The organism is Bifidobacterium sp. 2450, assembly GCF_041900695.1.
GTDB lineage: Bacteria > Actinomycetota > Actinomycetes > Actinomycetales > Bifidobacteriaceae > Bifidobacterium > Bifidobacterium longum.
Map to the genome: position 1 here is coordinate 17,115 of NZ_JBHEEA010000005.1, position 15,420 is coordinate 32,534.

Consider the following 15,420-nt stretch of genomic DNA (forward strand, 5'->3'; position numbering starts at 1 on the left):
TTCTCCAGCTCCCCTCTCTGAGGGGAGCTGTCCGCGAAGCGGACTGAGGAGAACCAGAAGGAGTAGCAACTACTCCTTGACGGCGCCTGCGGCGAGGCCGGACTGCCAGTACTTCTGCAGGCACAGGAACGCAATCACCAGAGGGATGATCGTGATCAGCGAACCGGTAATCACGAGGTTTTGGATAGCTTGACCGCCTGCGGTTGAAGCCTGGTCCTTCCACTGGTTCAGACCGATCGTCAACGGGTACCAGTTGGAATCCTTCAACATGATCAACGGCAGGAAGTAGTTGTTCCACGTCGCCACAATGGCGAACAATGCAGTGGTCACGATGCCGGGTGCCAGCAGCGGCAGGGAAATCTGGAAGAAGGTGCGGAACTCGCCGGCACCATCCACGCGCGCGGCCTCAAGCAGCTCATCCGGCACGGCCTGATCGGAGAAGATCCACATCAGATACAGACCGAACGTGGATACCAAACTCGGGATAATCATCGACCACGGGGTGTTCATGAGGCCCATCTTGGCGAACAGCAGGAACTGCGGCACGGCCAGCGCGATGCCCGGCACCGAAATGGCGCCGATGATGATCACGAAGCACAGCTTGCGGCCGGGGAAGCGGAACTTGGCCAGCGCATAGCCGCCCATGATGGCCAGCAAGGTGGCACCGCCGGCGCCGACCACCACATACAGAATCGTGTTGACGAACCAGCGGCCGAAGATACCGTCCTGATAGGTGAACACCGTGGCGATGTTGTCGAACAGGGCGAACGTTTTGCCGAAACCGAGGCCGAACGTCGCAGTGAAGTCGGACTGGGTCTTGGTGGCGTTAATCATCAGGTAGACAAACGGGAAGAGGCAGTAGACCGCGAAAATCGCGCACACGATGGTCAAGGCCATCGAGCGGGTCGGGTTCGCCGGGTTGGAGAAACCGGTCTTGGCGGCGCGCTTGCGCTCGGCCTTCTCGTCGGCGTCGATGCGCTTCTGACGCTCCTTCTCGACCTTCTTGGCGGCCTTTTCCTGAGCCTTGAGATCGGCCGGGGTCATGGTTGTTGTTGAAGTCATGGTTGCAGTGCTCATAATTACTTCATCTGCTCCTTCATACTCTTAAGCTGGACGACATACGCAATGGCCATGGTGATGATGGCCATCACGATGGCCAGAGCTGCGGCATAGTTGCTCTGATTGCCGGTGAAGCTCAGGTTGTAGGCGTACATGTTCGGCGTGTAGTACGTGGTGATCGCGTTGCCCGGAACCATGTTCTGCAAAATGCTCGGCTCGTTGAACAGCTGGAAGCTGCCGATGATCGAGAAGATCACCGTGATGGCCAGCGAGCCCTTCAGCTCCGGCAGCTTGATCTTCTTAACAATCTGCCACTCCGAAGCGCCGTCGATGGAGGCGGCCTCATACAAGCTGTGCGGAATGGTGCTTAGGGAGCTGTAAAAAATCAGCATGTTGTAGCCGGCATATTCCCACGTGTTGATGTTCGCGATGGATGCAAGCAGCACGTCGGGGTTGAGCACATCGATGTTGGTGCCGAGGAAGTCGTTGAGGGAGCCGACCAGACCGTATTTGGCGCCATACACGAAGCCCCAAATCATGGTGGAGACCACTGCGGGCACCGCATAGGGCAGGAATGTGGAGATGCGGAAGAACTTGGTGCCATGCAGCTTCATCGAATCCAAAGCGAGGGCCATGGCTGCGGCCAGAAACAGCATGATCGGCACCTGGAATACGGTGAAGATAGTGACGCGGCCCACCGAGCTCCAGAACTGCGGATCCTGAATCAGTCGGGCGTAGTTCTCGAAGCCGACGAACTTGGTGCCGCCGACCATCTGCTTTTTGAAGAAGGAGATGTAAATGGCGTACACAATCGGGATGATGAACACGAAGACGAACACCACGGCGAACAGCCACATGAACTTCCAGCCGCGCCAGTCGGCCTTGTGCTTGTTGACGCGGGCCTCGGCCGTGTGCAGATCCGCCTCCTCAGGCAGGATTCCCACCGTTGGCTGCGGGGCTGCGGCCATTGTTTGATCGGACATAATCGATTGCTTTCTTGGAATACGGATTGCTGTGCTGCGCCCGCTACCAGGGGGTCGCTCGATTGGAGCGGTCACGTCAGGCGAGGGCATGGGAAAGCGGGGACACTGGGGAGCATCCCCGCTTTGGGAGATCGGGCGGCTAGGCGGAAGGAGAGTGGCCTAGCCGCAGGTTTTGATTGTTGGTCAGTGCCGGATGTACCGGTAATAGATCGGATTGCGTCACTTGACGGTGACGTTGTAGCCCTGCTGCTTGCCTTGCTCGGCGAGCTTGTTGGCATAGTTTTCAAGCGCCTTCTCCAGGGTGATGTCGCCGGAGTAGGCCTTGGAGACTTCGTCGCCGTAAGCGGTCTGGGCGTACGGGTTGTACGGCAGGTACTGGAACTTCTCGGTCGGGCGCTGAGCCGCGGCGGAAAGGACTTCGTTGACGTTCTGACCGCCGAAGTAGTCGTTGGTCTTCTTGTTGGACTCGGTGGTCGGGTCGGTGAAGGAGTCGGACCGGAGGATCTTCTTCAGGGACGGGAAGGTACCGGTGTCGGCCATGGTCTGGGCGCCCTCGCCATGAGTCATGTACTCAACGAGCTTGTAGGCAGCGGCCTGGTTCTTGGACTGCGAGGTGACGGCAAGTGCGGAGCCACCGTCTTCGGCGGAGACTTCCTTGCCTTCCTCCCACTGCGGCAGCTGGGCGACGCGCCAGTTGCCGGCCTGATCGGGGGCGCCGGTCATGAGGTTGATCGGCATCCAAGCGCCGATGGTCAGGGAGGCGAGGGTGCCATCGTTGAGCTCGCGGTTCCAATCGTCGGACCAGTTCGGGGTCTTGGTGTCCACGAGGTCTTCGTCGATGAGCTTCTGGACGAATTGGATATAGCGCTGCATGCCCTCGTCCTTGGTCATGTTGATGGTGATGTTCTCGCCATCGACCTTCCACGGCTGGGCACCGGCCTGCCAGATCTGGGCGGTGAACGGCTGATAGTCGTTGGAGGTACCGGCCAGATTGGTGATGTAGGAGCCGGTGGCACGGATCTTCTTGGCGGCCTCGTAGTAGTCGTTCCAGGTCTTGATGGACTCGCCGTCCACGCCGGCCTTGTCGAACACTGCCTTGTTGTAGAAGAACATTTCGGGGCCGGAATCAATCGGCAGAGCGTACGGCTTGTTGTTGTACTGGAGCTTGTTCCACGGGCCGGCGGCGAAGTCGTCGGCGAGTTTGTCGGCGCCGAATTCGCTCAGGTCCACGAGGCCATCGGTGACGGCGAACTGGGTGACGGTCGGATCTTCGAGCATCACGACGTCAGGGGCGCCGTTGCCTGCGGCGATGGCGTTGGAGAGCGCGGTGGAGGTCTTCTCGGCGGTGCCGGTGTTGTTGAACTTGACGGTGATGCCGGGGTTGGCTTTCTCGAAGTCAGCGAGGATTTCCTTCATCGAGTTGCCGGAATCCCAGCCCCAGAACACGAGTTCGGCCTTGTCGGCGTCACCCTTGTTGGCGCTGTTGTCGTTGCTGCTGCCGCAGGCGGCGAGACCGACGAGCGTGGCCACGGCTGCCGTTGCCGCGATGACCTTCTTGGTGTTGCGCATGTTATCTCCTCCTGGACCATTGGAGTTGGCTTGCGGGTGGTTGGCTTTCTTCCGACTGGCTTCCGGTTTTCGTCCGGTTACTTCTCGGTTATCTTCCGGCTGTCTTTGGCTGCCTTCCGATTGTTGACGACTGCCTTCCGATTGCCAAAAACGAATCGACTGCTGCGTTGGATTTCAATTCGTTTGGCCGCTTGCGAAGTCTCCTCTGGCCACCTTTCCTTGGGGTGTTTTCTTTGGTACACCCGTGTACCAATACCTAAGATGATACACCTGTGTACCAATTTGTCAAATCACCCGACACGCCTGATTTTTTCGCCTTTTCCATGCTTTCCACGTGAGCAAATCTCCAGTCGAACAGCGACTTGTCTCAGAGGCTCTTCATCCCCTCCCCCAACGTGAGTAGGTCACGACTCTCAGCACACCACCAAATAACGCGCAGCATGCTCGTGAGTCCCCAACACCACACACCACGGCGCGATTCCACCACTCAGTCGCCTCACTAGTGCCCACATTTGTAGATATTCAACGCCATATGACAAGAATCTGACTAGCATGAACAGGCACCCCCATAGCTGCATTGAGAGGAAGAGCACATGGCGGGCCTGTTTCAAGCTGCTTCCAAGCAGCGCAATCCCTTGGGAACAACCATACGTACTCACGGATCGGGCAAATATACGTTCGGTCTGGCCTTAAGCGCCGGCCAATATCCGCGGTCTGCTTGCCTTTTCCTATCAGCTCCTCGCGGTATGCGGCATCTTCCTGACCAATGTCATCAACTACATCATCGCCTCCTACGGTTCCAGAAGCTGGGATGTCAACACCGGTTGGCGTTGGATGCTGGGGCTGGGTGCGATTCCGGCCGCCGCGTTCCTGCTCTCCATGGTGCGAGCACCGGAAAGCCCACGATTCCTCATTCAAGCCGGCAGGACCGAAGAGGGATTCGCGGTGCTCGAGCACATCATCGGCACCGAACAGGCACGCCTTCGCACTGACGACATCCATGCATCGGTCAAACTCGAAACCGAAATGTCGCATGAATTTCACGACCTGTTCCGCCCGGGGCTGCGGAAGGCGCTCATCATCGGCACTTTGATCAAGGCGTGAATGCTCCGTTGCGTTACTGCATTGCCATGTTGCCGCGTTATTGCATCGCTACGTTGCCACGTTGCCACATCACATTGCATTGCCGCATTGCTGCGTTGCCACATCACATATCGCAACACAAACGCAGCAACGCAATGACGACCGGAGATGGCATCGCCGCCACCCGCGAGGAACCGCAGTGCAACGCAGTAACGTAACGCAATGCGATGTGATTCCCGCGTAGTTACAGGCAGCTACAGATTGAGTACCGCATCAGCAATGCGCATGGCGGATTCGCGGTGGGAGACCAGCACCACAGCCGCGCCGCGCTCCTTGTCTGCATGCTGCTCACCCACGGCCATAGCGTGAATGGAACGTAGAATAATAGCCTCGTTCAAAGCATCCAAACGGCTGGTCGGCTCGTCGAAAAGCACCAGATCAGCATTGCGCAGGAACACACGAGTCAAACCGATACGCTGGCGTTCACCTTCGGATAGACGGTCGCCCAGCTCGCCTACCTGAGTATCAGGGCCATCGGGCAAGGAATCAATGAAATCAAGCACGGAGGCCTTGGCGAGAGCCTGACGCAAACGAGCGTCGAGACCGTCAGCTGCTGCCACCTGAACGGCATCGCCCTCTGCCGATTGCGCCGCCAACTGCTGCCGTCGGGAATCAACGGTCTTGGCACCCACTTCCCCATTGCCTGCAACATTTGCAGCTTCAACCTCGGACTCAGGCAAAGCAATCAGCAGATTGTCTCGGATAGAGCCATCAAACAGGTGGGTTTCCTGACTCATCATGGCCTGAATACGTCGGCGGGCATGCACATCGACCTCGGGTAACGGCGTGCCGGACAACGTCGCCTGACCGCGCTGCGGATCCCAGTAGCGCAGCAACAGCTTGAGCATGGTGGACTTGCCCCGGCCGGACGGCCCCTGGATACCCAGCACGCCATGCTGCGGCACGTCAAGCGAGAAGTCGGACAGGACTTCGTGCTCCCCCGCATATGCAAAGGTGACGTCATCAAGACGCATGCCCATATACTCCTGCGGCACAACAGTGCCGTTCTCGGTCACAGCGGGCACCTCGTCCATCAGTCCGAACAGCCGGCTAGCGGACGCGAAGGTCTGAGTCAGGTTAGCGGGCAAGGCGGCGAGCGCCAAAGTCGGTCCGAACGAGCTGGCGAACAGCACGAAGGCGTCAATCAGAGCCGGAATGCTCTGCGGGTTCGCGCCGGCACAGGCAATAGCCACGGCGATCGAAGCCGCTGTGAGCACAGCCACCAAGAGTCCGCTGATTCCGGTGAAACGGCCGTCGACCTTGCTGAGTTTGGCGTGATCCTTCCACAACGCATGGGTACGGTCCTCGATGGCCTGCGCACGTTCCTCGCCGCGGCCAAATCGGATGATTTCGTCCAGGCCGCGCATGTCATCGAGCATCACATTGTCGAGTTCTCCGGCAGCGCCACGGATGGCAGGGCCAAGGTTACGTACGCCGGTGGCAAAGAATCGCGGCACAAGGATGCCGATAACCAGGTGGGCGGCAATCAACGCCAGCGCCATCCATGGGCTTAGGGTGGCGGCCACAATCGTGTAGATGATGGTGGAGGTTACCGCGATGGCCACCGGACTGATGGTGTGGGCAAAGAAGATCTCAAGCAGTTCCGCATCGGTGGTCAGCATGGCGATAAGGTTGCCCTTACCTTTGCCCGCGAGCTTGGCCGGCGCCAGTCTGCGCAACGCGGCGAACGCCTTGGAACGGAAGAGTGCGAGCAGATGGAATGCCACATTGTGGTTCAGATATTGTTCAATGTATCGGGTGATGCCACGCAGAAGAGCACAGATAATCATCATGATGACGGCGGGCGCAACACCCATGCCCCACACCGGATTACCGGTAAGTGCAAATGCCGCGATAATGCCGAACACGGGCAGGAAGGTGGCCGAAAGATGGCCGATGGTGCCGGCGGTGGAGGCCGCTGCCATCAGTCCTGCCAGCGGTCGGGCTTCCTTAAGCAGTCGTCTGATCACTTGGAATGTGCTCATTTTGGAAGACGAATCGCTATTTGCAACACCAGCCGGAGTCTCAGCCGAGGCCTGCTCACTCCCGCCAGCGGAAGCCGTCGGCAAAGCTGACTGCAGGCAGTCAACCGTCATACCCGCCTCTGCGCTTACGCGCGCTGCGCCACCCCCAGTCCGACTGTCGTCGGACAGCTCCTGCTTGCGGGGACCAACCTGCAGCACACGCCGAGCATGGCCTTCTCCGAAGTTCTCAATATTTGCCTGCGTGGTAAACAGCTTGGCGTAGACGCCGTCCGCCGTCATCAGCTCGGTATGGGCGCCCCTCTCAACCGACTTGCCGTGTTCGAGCACCACCACTTGATCAGCGTGTTCGGCGTTGGCCATGCGATGGGTGATCATAATAACCGTCTTGCCGCGGGATTGTGCCAATTCGCGAATTGTATCCAGGATCAGCTCTTCGGATTCCATGTCAACGCTGCTGGTCGCCTCATCGAACACAAATACCGGCGAATCATGCAGGAGCGCGCGGGCGATGGCGATGCGCTGGCGCTGGCCGCCGGACAGGTTGGCGGCATCGGACTCAATCGGCATGCCCAGTCCGTCCGGCTGTGCGTGCACGAAGTCGGCAATGCGCGCCTGCTCGAGTGCGGACCACAGACGGGAGTCCGCGGAATCCGGCGAATCAGGAATCTCGTCATCGGGCAAGGCCATCAGAAGATTCTCGCGCAATGCGCCCGCAAACAGATGGCTGCTGGTACCAATCACAGTGACGGCTCCGGCCAGTGTTTCGCCTGACAAATCGGATACCTCGACGCCGTTCAGCGTGAGCGAACCTCGGTAACCGGCCAGTGTACCGGCGAGCAGCGAGGCGGCCGTGGACTTGCCGGAACCGGAGATGCCAACAATGGCGATGAACTGACCGGGCTGTGCGGCGAAGGTGATGTTGGTGAGCGCAGGAGCGACGGCGGAATTGGGGCTGGTTTCATCTTGCTTATCGGCCTTTGCGGATGCGGACTTGGAGTCGCCGTGCCCGGCATCATCATAGGAATAGCCGACGTGGTCGAAGCGGACCGTCAGACCGTCGTCAGCGGAATCGGAATCGTTGGCCGGCAGGGTCGCCGTGCCATGCTCGGGCTCCGGGGTGTCCAGCAGAGCGAAGATGCGCTTGGTGGAGGTCATGCCGTTCATCGCCACGTGGAAGAACGAGCCAAGCTGACGCATGGGAATAAAGAATTCGGCGGACAGCAGCACAATGAACAGCAGACCGGTAAGAGACAGCGGGTAGCCCACCCCGAACGGGATGAGATAGTGCAGGCCGTATGCCGCGTAGGCAAGCACACCAGGCAGATGTGAGGCCAGTGCGATTGGCGACCAGCCGGACGCACCATTGGCAAAAGCATCGCCAATATGCGCGTATTGCCATAACGCCACACCGATGCCGGCCGCAGCACCGCCGTAGGCCACTATGTCCATGGCGGTCAGCGAGCGCAGCTGAATCTGCAACACCCGCATGGTCATCACGCGGAAGCCTTCGGCTTTCTTGTCCATCTCGATGGCGGCGCGCTCGTCGGCGTCGAAGTTTTTCAGGGTCTCAAGGCCTTGGAGATTGTCGAGGAACGCGGCGCCCATATCGGTGTAGCGCACCCAGTACTTCTTGAAGGCGCGGGCGGCGGTCATGGAGACGATGCCGGTCACGATGATGATGAGCGGCGCGCAGACCAGCATGACGGCAGCAGCGGGCACGTTAATCGGCGCAATGGCCACGAACAAGGTGATTGGCGCAAGAATCGCATAGAAGAGCTGCGGCAGGAACAGTTCAAAGAAGCTTTGAATCTGTTCAACACCTTCGCCGGCGGATTGCACCACATCCGAGGTCTTGATGCGGGTTTTGTAGGACGGGCCGAGTGCCACCATTTTGCGGTACAGCTTGGATCGCAAAGCCAGTTTGACTCGTTCGGCGGCTTCGGTGCCGAGACGGGTGGCGTGCGTGGTGGCCGTGTAACGGACCGCTATACAGACCAGCGCAAGCAGCACGTAAATCATGACGTCGCCAGCCATGGGCAGCACACCCGCGCCGTGCCGATCAGACAACGGCACGGGGCAGGCCGCGCCTTGCGAAGTGCCGCCGCATTGGAGCAGCGGCGGTGCCACAGCGGTCAGCAAGCTGTTCAGCAGCATTACCAGCGACAGCATAAAACCAATGTTGGCAAGCAGACCTACCCACATCAGGGCCACTTTGCCGGCTATGAGTTTTTTCAAGCCAGGCGCCAATTGGAACAGTCGTTTGTCGAACATGGTTCGCTTCCCCTTGCCGTGTTGTTGCGGTGTGCCCTCGTCATGTGTACCTGCGCTCCACATTCCGCGCAATCCCATTCACCTTAAGCGAACGCCCTCGCACACGCCAGACTTTTAAAGTGAGAGAGGCCACAGAATTTTCGATTGCGGAGTGCGCATGCTAGACGCGCCAACCAGAAAAAATATGCTTCGATATCAGGGGCTGAAGCATCCACTACACCCAATACGTGCATTTATCCGTTTCGAGGAGGCTAGTTTTTGCGTTTGCCGGAGGTCTACTTCCGTTTCAAGGGGCTGATTTCGCATTTGCCAGAAGTCTATCTCCGCTTCGAGGGGCTCCTCATCCATGTAATCGGAAGTATAAACGCTACACGTCAACGTCATTCCGCCGTTTTAGGGTCGCGTCTACTTGGGCATCAGCCCCTCGAAGTGGAAGTAGACTTCCGGATAAAGGCAAAATCAGCCCCTCGAAGCCGAGAAAGCACGTTTCTACGGTGTCAGAAGCCGACGGAACGCAAAAGGGTCGTCTGCACGCAGACGACCCATATGATCAATTCGCCAATAGACGCAGCAAGCGCGGCCTAGTGCTGCTTTTGCGCGGCGACCAGTGCTTCGGCGGCGGCCATACTTATCGGACAGGAAGCCGGAGAAGCCGGCGCCGATCACGCCGCCGATGATGATGGAGCTGATGGCCAGACCCTGCAGGGCCGGGCTCAGCGCGTACTTGTCCTGCAGGAAGTCGATGGCTCCCGAAATGGACACGGTGTCATAACCGTAGAGCAAACCGGTTAGACACGGCGTTGTATACAATCCACAAAACCAGACAGACAACTTCTCCATTGCCCACAACGCGCGCAACCTTACGCCAGCGTAACCTAACTTGTCAGAATGGCTCGATTTTGTCAACAGCCATCACGCAACGCACGTAAGGACACGGCCCGCTTATGCTTGACCACTACACCACGCCTGGCGAATCCATCGAAATCCGCGACAACCAGACCATCTACTCCCTACTTACCGATCGCCTTGCCCGCACCGGCGCGGACACGGTAATCGCCGCCAAGAAAATCGGCCCCGGCCGCTGGCAGAACGTCACCACCGGCGAATTCCACGAGCGCGTGGTCTCGGCCGCCAAGGGCCTGATCGCGCTCGGCATCGCCAAGGGCGACGCGGTGACCATCTTTTCCTCCACCCGTCTAGAATGGGGCATTCTCGATTTCGCACTGACCGCGGTGGGCGCGGTAAGCGTGCCGATCTATGACACCGACTCTGCCCCGCAGGCCCAGCGCATCATGAACGATTCGGCGGTCAAGCTGGCCTTTGCCGACAATCGCGATCGCTTCGACCGGCTCGACTCGGTCAAGGACCACTGCCCCGCCTTGAAGCAGATTCTCATGATCGAGGGCAACGCGCTGGACGCTTTGGAAGGCCTAGGCGTGGCCGTTTCGGACGAGGAACTGAACGAGCGCGTGGCCACCGTGCGCACGGACGACCTGGCCACCATCGTGTACACCTCGGGCTCCACCGGTAACCCGAAGGGTGCCGAACTGACCCACAAGAACTTCGTGTCCATCACCATCTCCGCCTCGCAGGCGTTGCATGAAGTGGTGCTTGACGACCATCCGCGCCTGCTGCTCTTCCTGCCGCTGGCCCACTGCTTCGCACGATTCATCCAGTACGCCTCCATCGCCTCCGATGACGGCGTGGTCGGTTATCTGCCGGACACCAAAACCCTGCTGCCGGACCTGCGTTCGTTTGAACCGACCTACCTGCTGGGCGTGCCGCGCGTGTTCGAGAAGGTGTACAACGCCGCCTCGCATAAGGCCGGTGCCGGCTGGAAGGGCCGCCTGTTTGTCAAAGCCGCCGAGGCCGCGCGCGTCTGGAGCCGCAAGGAGCAGGCCGGCGAGCAGCACACATTTGCCGAAATCGCCGAGCGCGCCAAGTACGAAACGCTCGTCTACCGCACGGTGCGCGGTGCTCTGGGCCCGAAGATCAAGTACGTGGCCTGCGGCGGCGCACCGCTGTCGCTCGATCTGGCGCATTTCTACAACGGCATCGGTCTGCCGATGATTCAGGGTTACGGCATGACCGAAACCGCCGCCCCGTTCGCCGCCACGCGCGTGACCGACAATGTGATCGGCACCGTAGGCCAGCCCGCGCCCGGCTCCTCGATTCGCATTTCCGACGAAGGCGAACTGCAGGTCAAGGGCCCGAACGTGTTCCGCGGCTACCACAATCTGCCGGAGAAGACGGCCGAGGCATTCACCGCCGACGGCTGGCTCAGGACCGGCGACTTGGCCGAGATCGATGACGCCGGCCACATCATCATCACCGGCCGTATCAAGGACATTATTATTACCGCCGGCGGCAAGAACGTCTCCCCCATCCCACTGGAGGAGGAGATCGCCAAGTGCCCGATCGTGGAGCACTGCGTGGTGGTGGGCGACCAGCGCCCGTTCATCGGCGCGCTGGTGACGCTTGACCCGGAGTCGCTGGCCATTTGGCTGCCCGCGCACGGCCTGTCCACGGAGACGCCGGTCGACCGGCTCGCCACGAACGCCGCGGCGCGCGAGGAGATCCAGCAGTACGTGGACAAGGCGAACGCGACGGTCTCGCGTGCCGAATCCGTGCGCAAGTTCGCCGTGCTGGACACGCAATTCACGCAGGAGAACAAGTGCCTGACGCCGTCGCTGAAGGTAGTGCGCCCGGCCGTCAACCGCGTGTTCGCCGATGTGATCGACAACGAGATCTACAACGGCAAGCGGTGAGACGCACGGTTCGTAATCCGACACAAAGAAAGGGCCTTTTGAACCGCACCTCCGATCATCGAATCTGGATTACTCCAGTCCAACAATCGGGGTGCGGTTCAACCTCGCCGGGCACTTCATCATTCATCACTGGCATGGTTCCATTATCACGCACATTATGGCGCAGAACGAATACGGCACCCCGGCAACGCGAGTGGGTCGCCGGGGTGCCGGAGCGCGGGGGTGCCAGAATGCCGAAGGGCCGGGATACCGGAGTGCCCGGTCGCCGGGGTGCCGAAATGCCGAAGCGGTGTATGGGTGCCGCCCGGCCCAGGTGGGTCACGCCCGGGTCAGTTTCTTGCTCCTGAGACGCAGCACGACATCGGCGGAATCGGCGACGCGCTTGGAATGCGTCACCACGATCACGCATTTGCCGAGCTGATGGGCGGCGTGCTGCAGCAGATGAATCACCTCGTCGGTCATCTCCGGGTCGAGGCTGCCCGTCGGCTCGTCCGCGAGGATCGCGCGGCCCGGGGCGACCAGCGCGCGGCCGACCGCCACCCGTTGACGCTGGCCGCCCGACAGGTGCATGATGTTGCGCTTGGATTCCTCACGGCTCAAACCCAGTTCCTCGAGGATCTTCATATCGGCCTTGGTGCTGACCAGCCGCAGGTTCTCTTCGGGGGTGAGGTAGTCAATCAGGTTATGGTCCTGGAACACCAGGGACACGTGCTCCCGACGGTGCTTCGCATAGCCCGATGCGGCGATGTCCTCCCCTTCGAAGCGGACCACTCCCCGGGAGGGGGCGTCCAGACCGGCCAGCAGCGACAGCAGCGTGCTCTTGCCGGCGCCGGACGGGCCGGTGATCGCATACATCTTCCCGGATTCGAAATCCGCGCTGACATCCGAGAGAACAAGGATCTTCGCCGCGCCGTAGGCGTAATCGACATGGTCCAGTTGCAGACAGTTAGACATAATTAGTGACTCCTAACGCATAGAGGAAAGAATGGATTTCGGGGATTTGAACAGCACGGCGGCGCATGACACGGCAAGGGCCACGGCGATGACCGCGCATCCGAGCAGCAGGATGAGCATCGTCTGCTCAGGCGGCAAGGCCTCCACGTGCAACGATTCCAACGGCGCGACGCCTGAATCGCGCAACAGTCGGGAAGACACGTATCCCGACAGCATGGCGCCGGTGCCCAGCGAACACAGGGCGGCGACTGCCGCCATGAGTCCGGTTTCGATGGCGAGTTGTGCAACGATCCGCATCTTGTCGATGCCGAGGGCCAGAAGCGTGCCTATCTCATGGATGCGTGAGCGAATCCAGAAGACCAGCGCCATCGCCAGCACCAGTACGTCCGCGAGGCAGACGGACAGCAGCACCATGCGCACCAGATCACGCACCGTCTGCACGGATTGCAGGACGCCGGAGAGCCGGGCCGAATCGTCGGTGACGTCGCACTTGCCGCCGGCCATGGTCTTGGCCCGTCCAACAGCCGCGGACAGGTCCTGCGGATTATCCGACAGGCATCGGATCATGTCGATCCGGTCGTTTCCGGTCAGAGCGGAAGCCACTCGCCTACCCGAATAGATGAGGTTCTCGGAAGTGTCCGAGGGCAGGGGGCTTTGGGCCTGCACGTTGCCGGAGAAGATCCCGCCCACACGCACCGTGGCGTTGCGTCCCTCCTGCCGGAGACGGAATGTCGAGCCGACCGATAGGCCGTTCTGCAGCGCGAAGTCGCGGTGGACCAGCACATTGTCACCGTCGCCCGAGATATGGCGGCCCTGCTCCAGGCGGTACAGGCCGCTCTGGAATTCCTCGGACAATGAGGAATCGGTGGTGCCCAGCACGCTGACCTGCATGGCCAGATCGGAGTCCAATCGGGGGCCCTGCCGAGGCATGACCGGGCGCGCGCCATCCACCTGCGCCAAGGTCTTCGTCGCATAGGCGGTCTTCGTCACACCGGGGATACGCGAGAACCGGCTCGCCTCCTCGGCGCTGATGGGATTCTCGCCGGCGCTGACGGTAAACCCTATGCCCATGCCCGCGCCGATGCCGTCGGACATGGTACGCAGGGCCGTCGAGACTCCGACCTGCGCCACCAGGCTCGTGAAGACCATCAGCATCAGCAGACCGATGATGCCGCTGCGTACCGGCTTGCGTACAATCGCCAACGTGGCACGCTTCCACACATTCATGTTCATCATCGAATCTCCGACAGGTCTCGCGGCGATTTGCGCAGCATCGGCATGCACGCCACCGCGACGCACACCAGCATCACCGCCAACAATCCGAGCGCCACGTACAGCATGGCGGTCCCGCCGACCGACACCGTGAGCGAATCCAGGGTGCGCACCGACATGCTGGATTCAAGATCGCCGCCGACCTGCCCCATGCTGCTCAGCTCCTTCGCCGCGGAGGCGTTCACGGAATGGAGCGCCGTGGCGCCGAGCCATTGGGCCATTCCCTGCGCGCACAGCCAGCCGAGGGCAAGGGACGGCAGACCGATCAGCATCATCTCGGCGAGGTATTGGGCGACCAAGGAGGGCTTGCCGACGCCAAGGGACACCAGTATGCCCATCTCCTGACGGCGGTCGTTCATCCACAGCAGCAGCATGAGACTGAGCACGAGCACGGCCGAGACGGTCACGCCGATCAGGGCGCCGCGCATCATGGAGCGCACGCCGCGGGCGGCATGCAGCATGCTCGATGAATACTGGTCGTTGCGTGTGATCTGATAGTTGTCCCAATCCACCGGGAGTTTCCTCGCGGCATCCATGGTCTTCTCCACGTCAACGCCCTTGGACAGCACGAAGGTGGCGTCCTGGTATATTTCCTTGCCGTCCTTGTACTGGTACAGGTCGCGTGTGGTATCCAGATCGGTGTAGATGGTGTTGGCGGTGAGTTCCGCTCGGCTGGATACCTTTCTAGCGCTGTCGCCCTTGAATATGCCCACGATGGTGGTCTTGACGGTCGCCGTCGAATGTGATTCGTTGTCGGCGTCATAGGCGTTGGCCTTGAGCGTGAGCGTGTCTCCGACTTTGAGCCCGTTGGCTTTGGCGAGATCCTCATGGATCATCGACGTGTACTTGTCGGAGGCCTTCAGATGTCGTCCTTCGGCCATGCCGAGCGTGCGCGACGTGAACACGTTGAGTTTCGACGAATCATTCGTGCCTATGACGTTGGCGGCGTTGCCAAACTGCTGCTCCTTGGTCGCATCGTAATCATCGCCGCCGGGGACCTTCGCCACATTCGCCCCCACGAGATCGGCGGTGGCGTTCTGACGGACCATATACGAATCGACCCCGGGCAGTTGGACGATCCTGCGCACGTCGGCGGGACGTACCATGCCGCCTCCGCGAGGCGTGAGCATGCTGCCCTGCAGGTTGCTGGACAGCACGAATCCACCGACCGCTTCCTTCTCGATTCGTCCGGCGGCCTGTTGAGCTGCCCGAGAAACCGCGATCGTGGATAGCATGCTCGCCGTTATGATGGTCAGTATTATGAGGAGCGCTATAGTTCGCACTCGTTTTCTGAGCACATAGCGCACCGACCGTGCAACGAACGTCATCAATACCTCCTGTGGGCCTTGGGCTTTTCACCCAAAATGCGAAACACGCCGCGTTTCGCCGGTTAGTTAGCCGCGACAATACATGATG

Annotated in this window: 10 protein-coding genes; 2 read left to right on the forward strand and 8 right to left on the reverse strand. The window is 60.3% G+C overall.

What is annotated here, in order from left to right:
- Positions 1-69: 69 nt before the first annotated feature.
- The 3 genes from ACEUKI_RS03405 to ACEUKI_RS03415 all read right to left on the reverse strand — a co-directional run bounded on the left by ACEUKI_RS03405 (position 70) and on the right by ACEUKI_RS03415 (position 3,611).
- Positions 70-1,077: a carbohydrate ABC transporter permease gene (locus ACEUKI_RS03405; RefSeq protein WP_080785360.1), complete on the reverse strand. Its 1,008-nt coding sequence runs from the start codon at positions 1,075-1,077 to the stop codon at positions 70-72.
- A gap of 2 nt (positions 1,078-1,079) precedes the next feature.
- Positions 1,080-2,027 carry a carbohydrate ABC transporter permease gene (locus ACEUKI_RS03410; protein WP_179133491.1) on the reverse strand — a complete coding sequence of 316 codons (948 nt, stop codon included), beginning with the start codon at positions 2,025-2,027 and terminating at the stop codon, positions 1,080-1,082.
- Positions 2,028-2,261: 234 nt separating this feature from the next.
- Positions 2,262-3,611 carry an ABC transporter substrate-binding protein gene (locus ACEUKI_RS03415; RefSeq protein WP_115770736.1) on the reverse strand — a complete coding sequence of 450 codons (1,350 nt, stop codon included), beginning with the start codon at positions 3,609-3,611 and terminating at the stop codon, positions 2,262-2,264.
- Positions 3,612-4,316: 705 nt separating this feature from the next.
- Between ACEUKI_RS03415 and ACEUKI_RS03420 the strand changes: the two genes are divergently transcribed.
- A complete protein-coding gene (locus ACEUKI_RS03420; RefSeq protein WP_115770737.1) occupies positions 4,317-4,715 on the forward strand; it encodes an MFS transporter in 399 nt (132 codons plus the stop codon).
- A gap of 233 nt (positions 4,716-4,948) precedes the next feature.
- On the opposite strand, the gene ACEUKI_RS03425 is transcribed toward ACEUKI_RS03420, so the two are convergent.
- Positions 4,949-9,010 (reverse strand): ATP-binding cassette domain-containing protein, encoded by a 4,062-nt coding sequence (locus ACEUKI_RS03425; RefSeq protein WP_374156496.1) that lies wholly within the window; start codon positions 9,008-9,010, stop codon positions 4,949-4,951.
- Between the two features lie 489 nt (positions 9,011-9,499).
- Positions 9,500-9,772: an MFS transporter gene (locus ACEUKI_RS03430; RefSeq protein ID WP_272897649.1), complete on the reverse strand. Its 273-nt coding sequence runs from the start codon at positions 9,770-9,772 to the stop codon at positions 9,500-9,502.
- Between the two features lie 182 nt (positions 9,773-9,954).
- Between ACEUKI_RS03430 and ACEUKI_RS03435 the strand changes: the two genes are divergently transcribed.
- Positions 9,955-11,778, forward strand: a complete 1,824-nt coding sequence (locus tag ACEUKI_RS03435) for a long-chain fatty acid--CoA ligase (protein WP_374156497.1) — start codon at positions 9,955-9,957, stop codon at positions 11,776-11,778.
- A 318-nt stretch (positions 11,779-12,096) separates the two neighbouring features.
- On the opposite strand, the gene ACEUKI_RS03440 is transcribed toward ACEUKI_RS03435, so the two are convergent.
- From ACEUKI_RS03440 to ACEUKI_RS03450, 3 genes are read right to left on the reverse strand one after another with little or no spacing between them, the layout of a single operon-like run.
- The gene (locus ACEUKI_RS03440) at positions 12,097-12,732 is read right to left on the reverse strand and encodes an ABC transporter ATP-binding protein (RefSeq protein WP_013140272.1); all 636 of its coding nucleotides are present in this window, start codon (positions 12,730-12,732) and stop codon (positions 12,097-12,099) included.
- Positions 12,733-12,744: 12 nt separating this feature from the next.
- The gene (locus ACEUKI_RS03445) at positions 12,745-13,968 is read right to left on the reverse strand and encodes an ABC transporter permease (RefSeq protein WP_374156498.1); all 1,224 of its coding nucleotides are present in this window, start codon (positions 13,966-13,968) and stop codon (positions 12,745-12,747) included.
- Positions 13,965-15,332: an ABC transporter permease gene (locus tag ACEUKI_RS03450; RefSeq protein ID WP_374156499.1), complete on the reverse strand. Its 1,368-nt coding sequence runs from the start codon at positions 15,330-15,332 to the stop codon at positions 13,965-13,967. Before ACEUKI_RS03450 ends, ACEUKI_RS03445 begins: the two co-directional genes overlap by 4 nt.
- Positions 15,333-15,420: the final 88 nt, after the last annotated feature.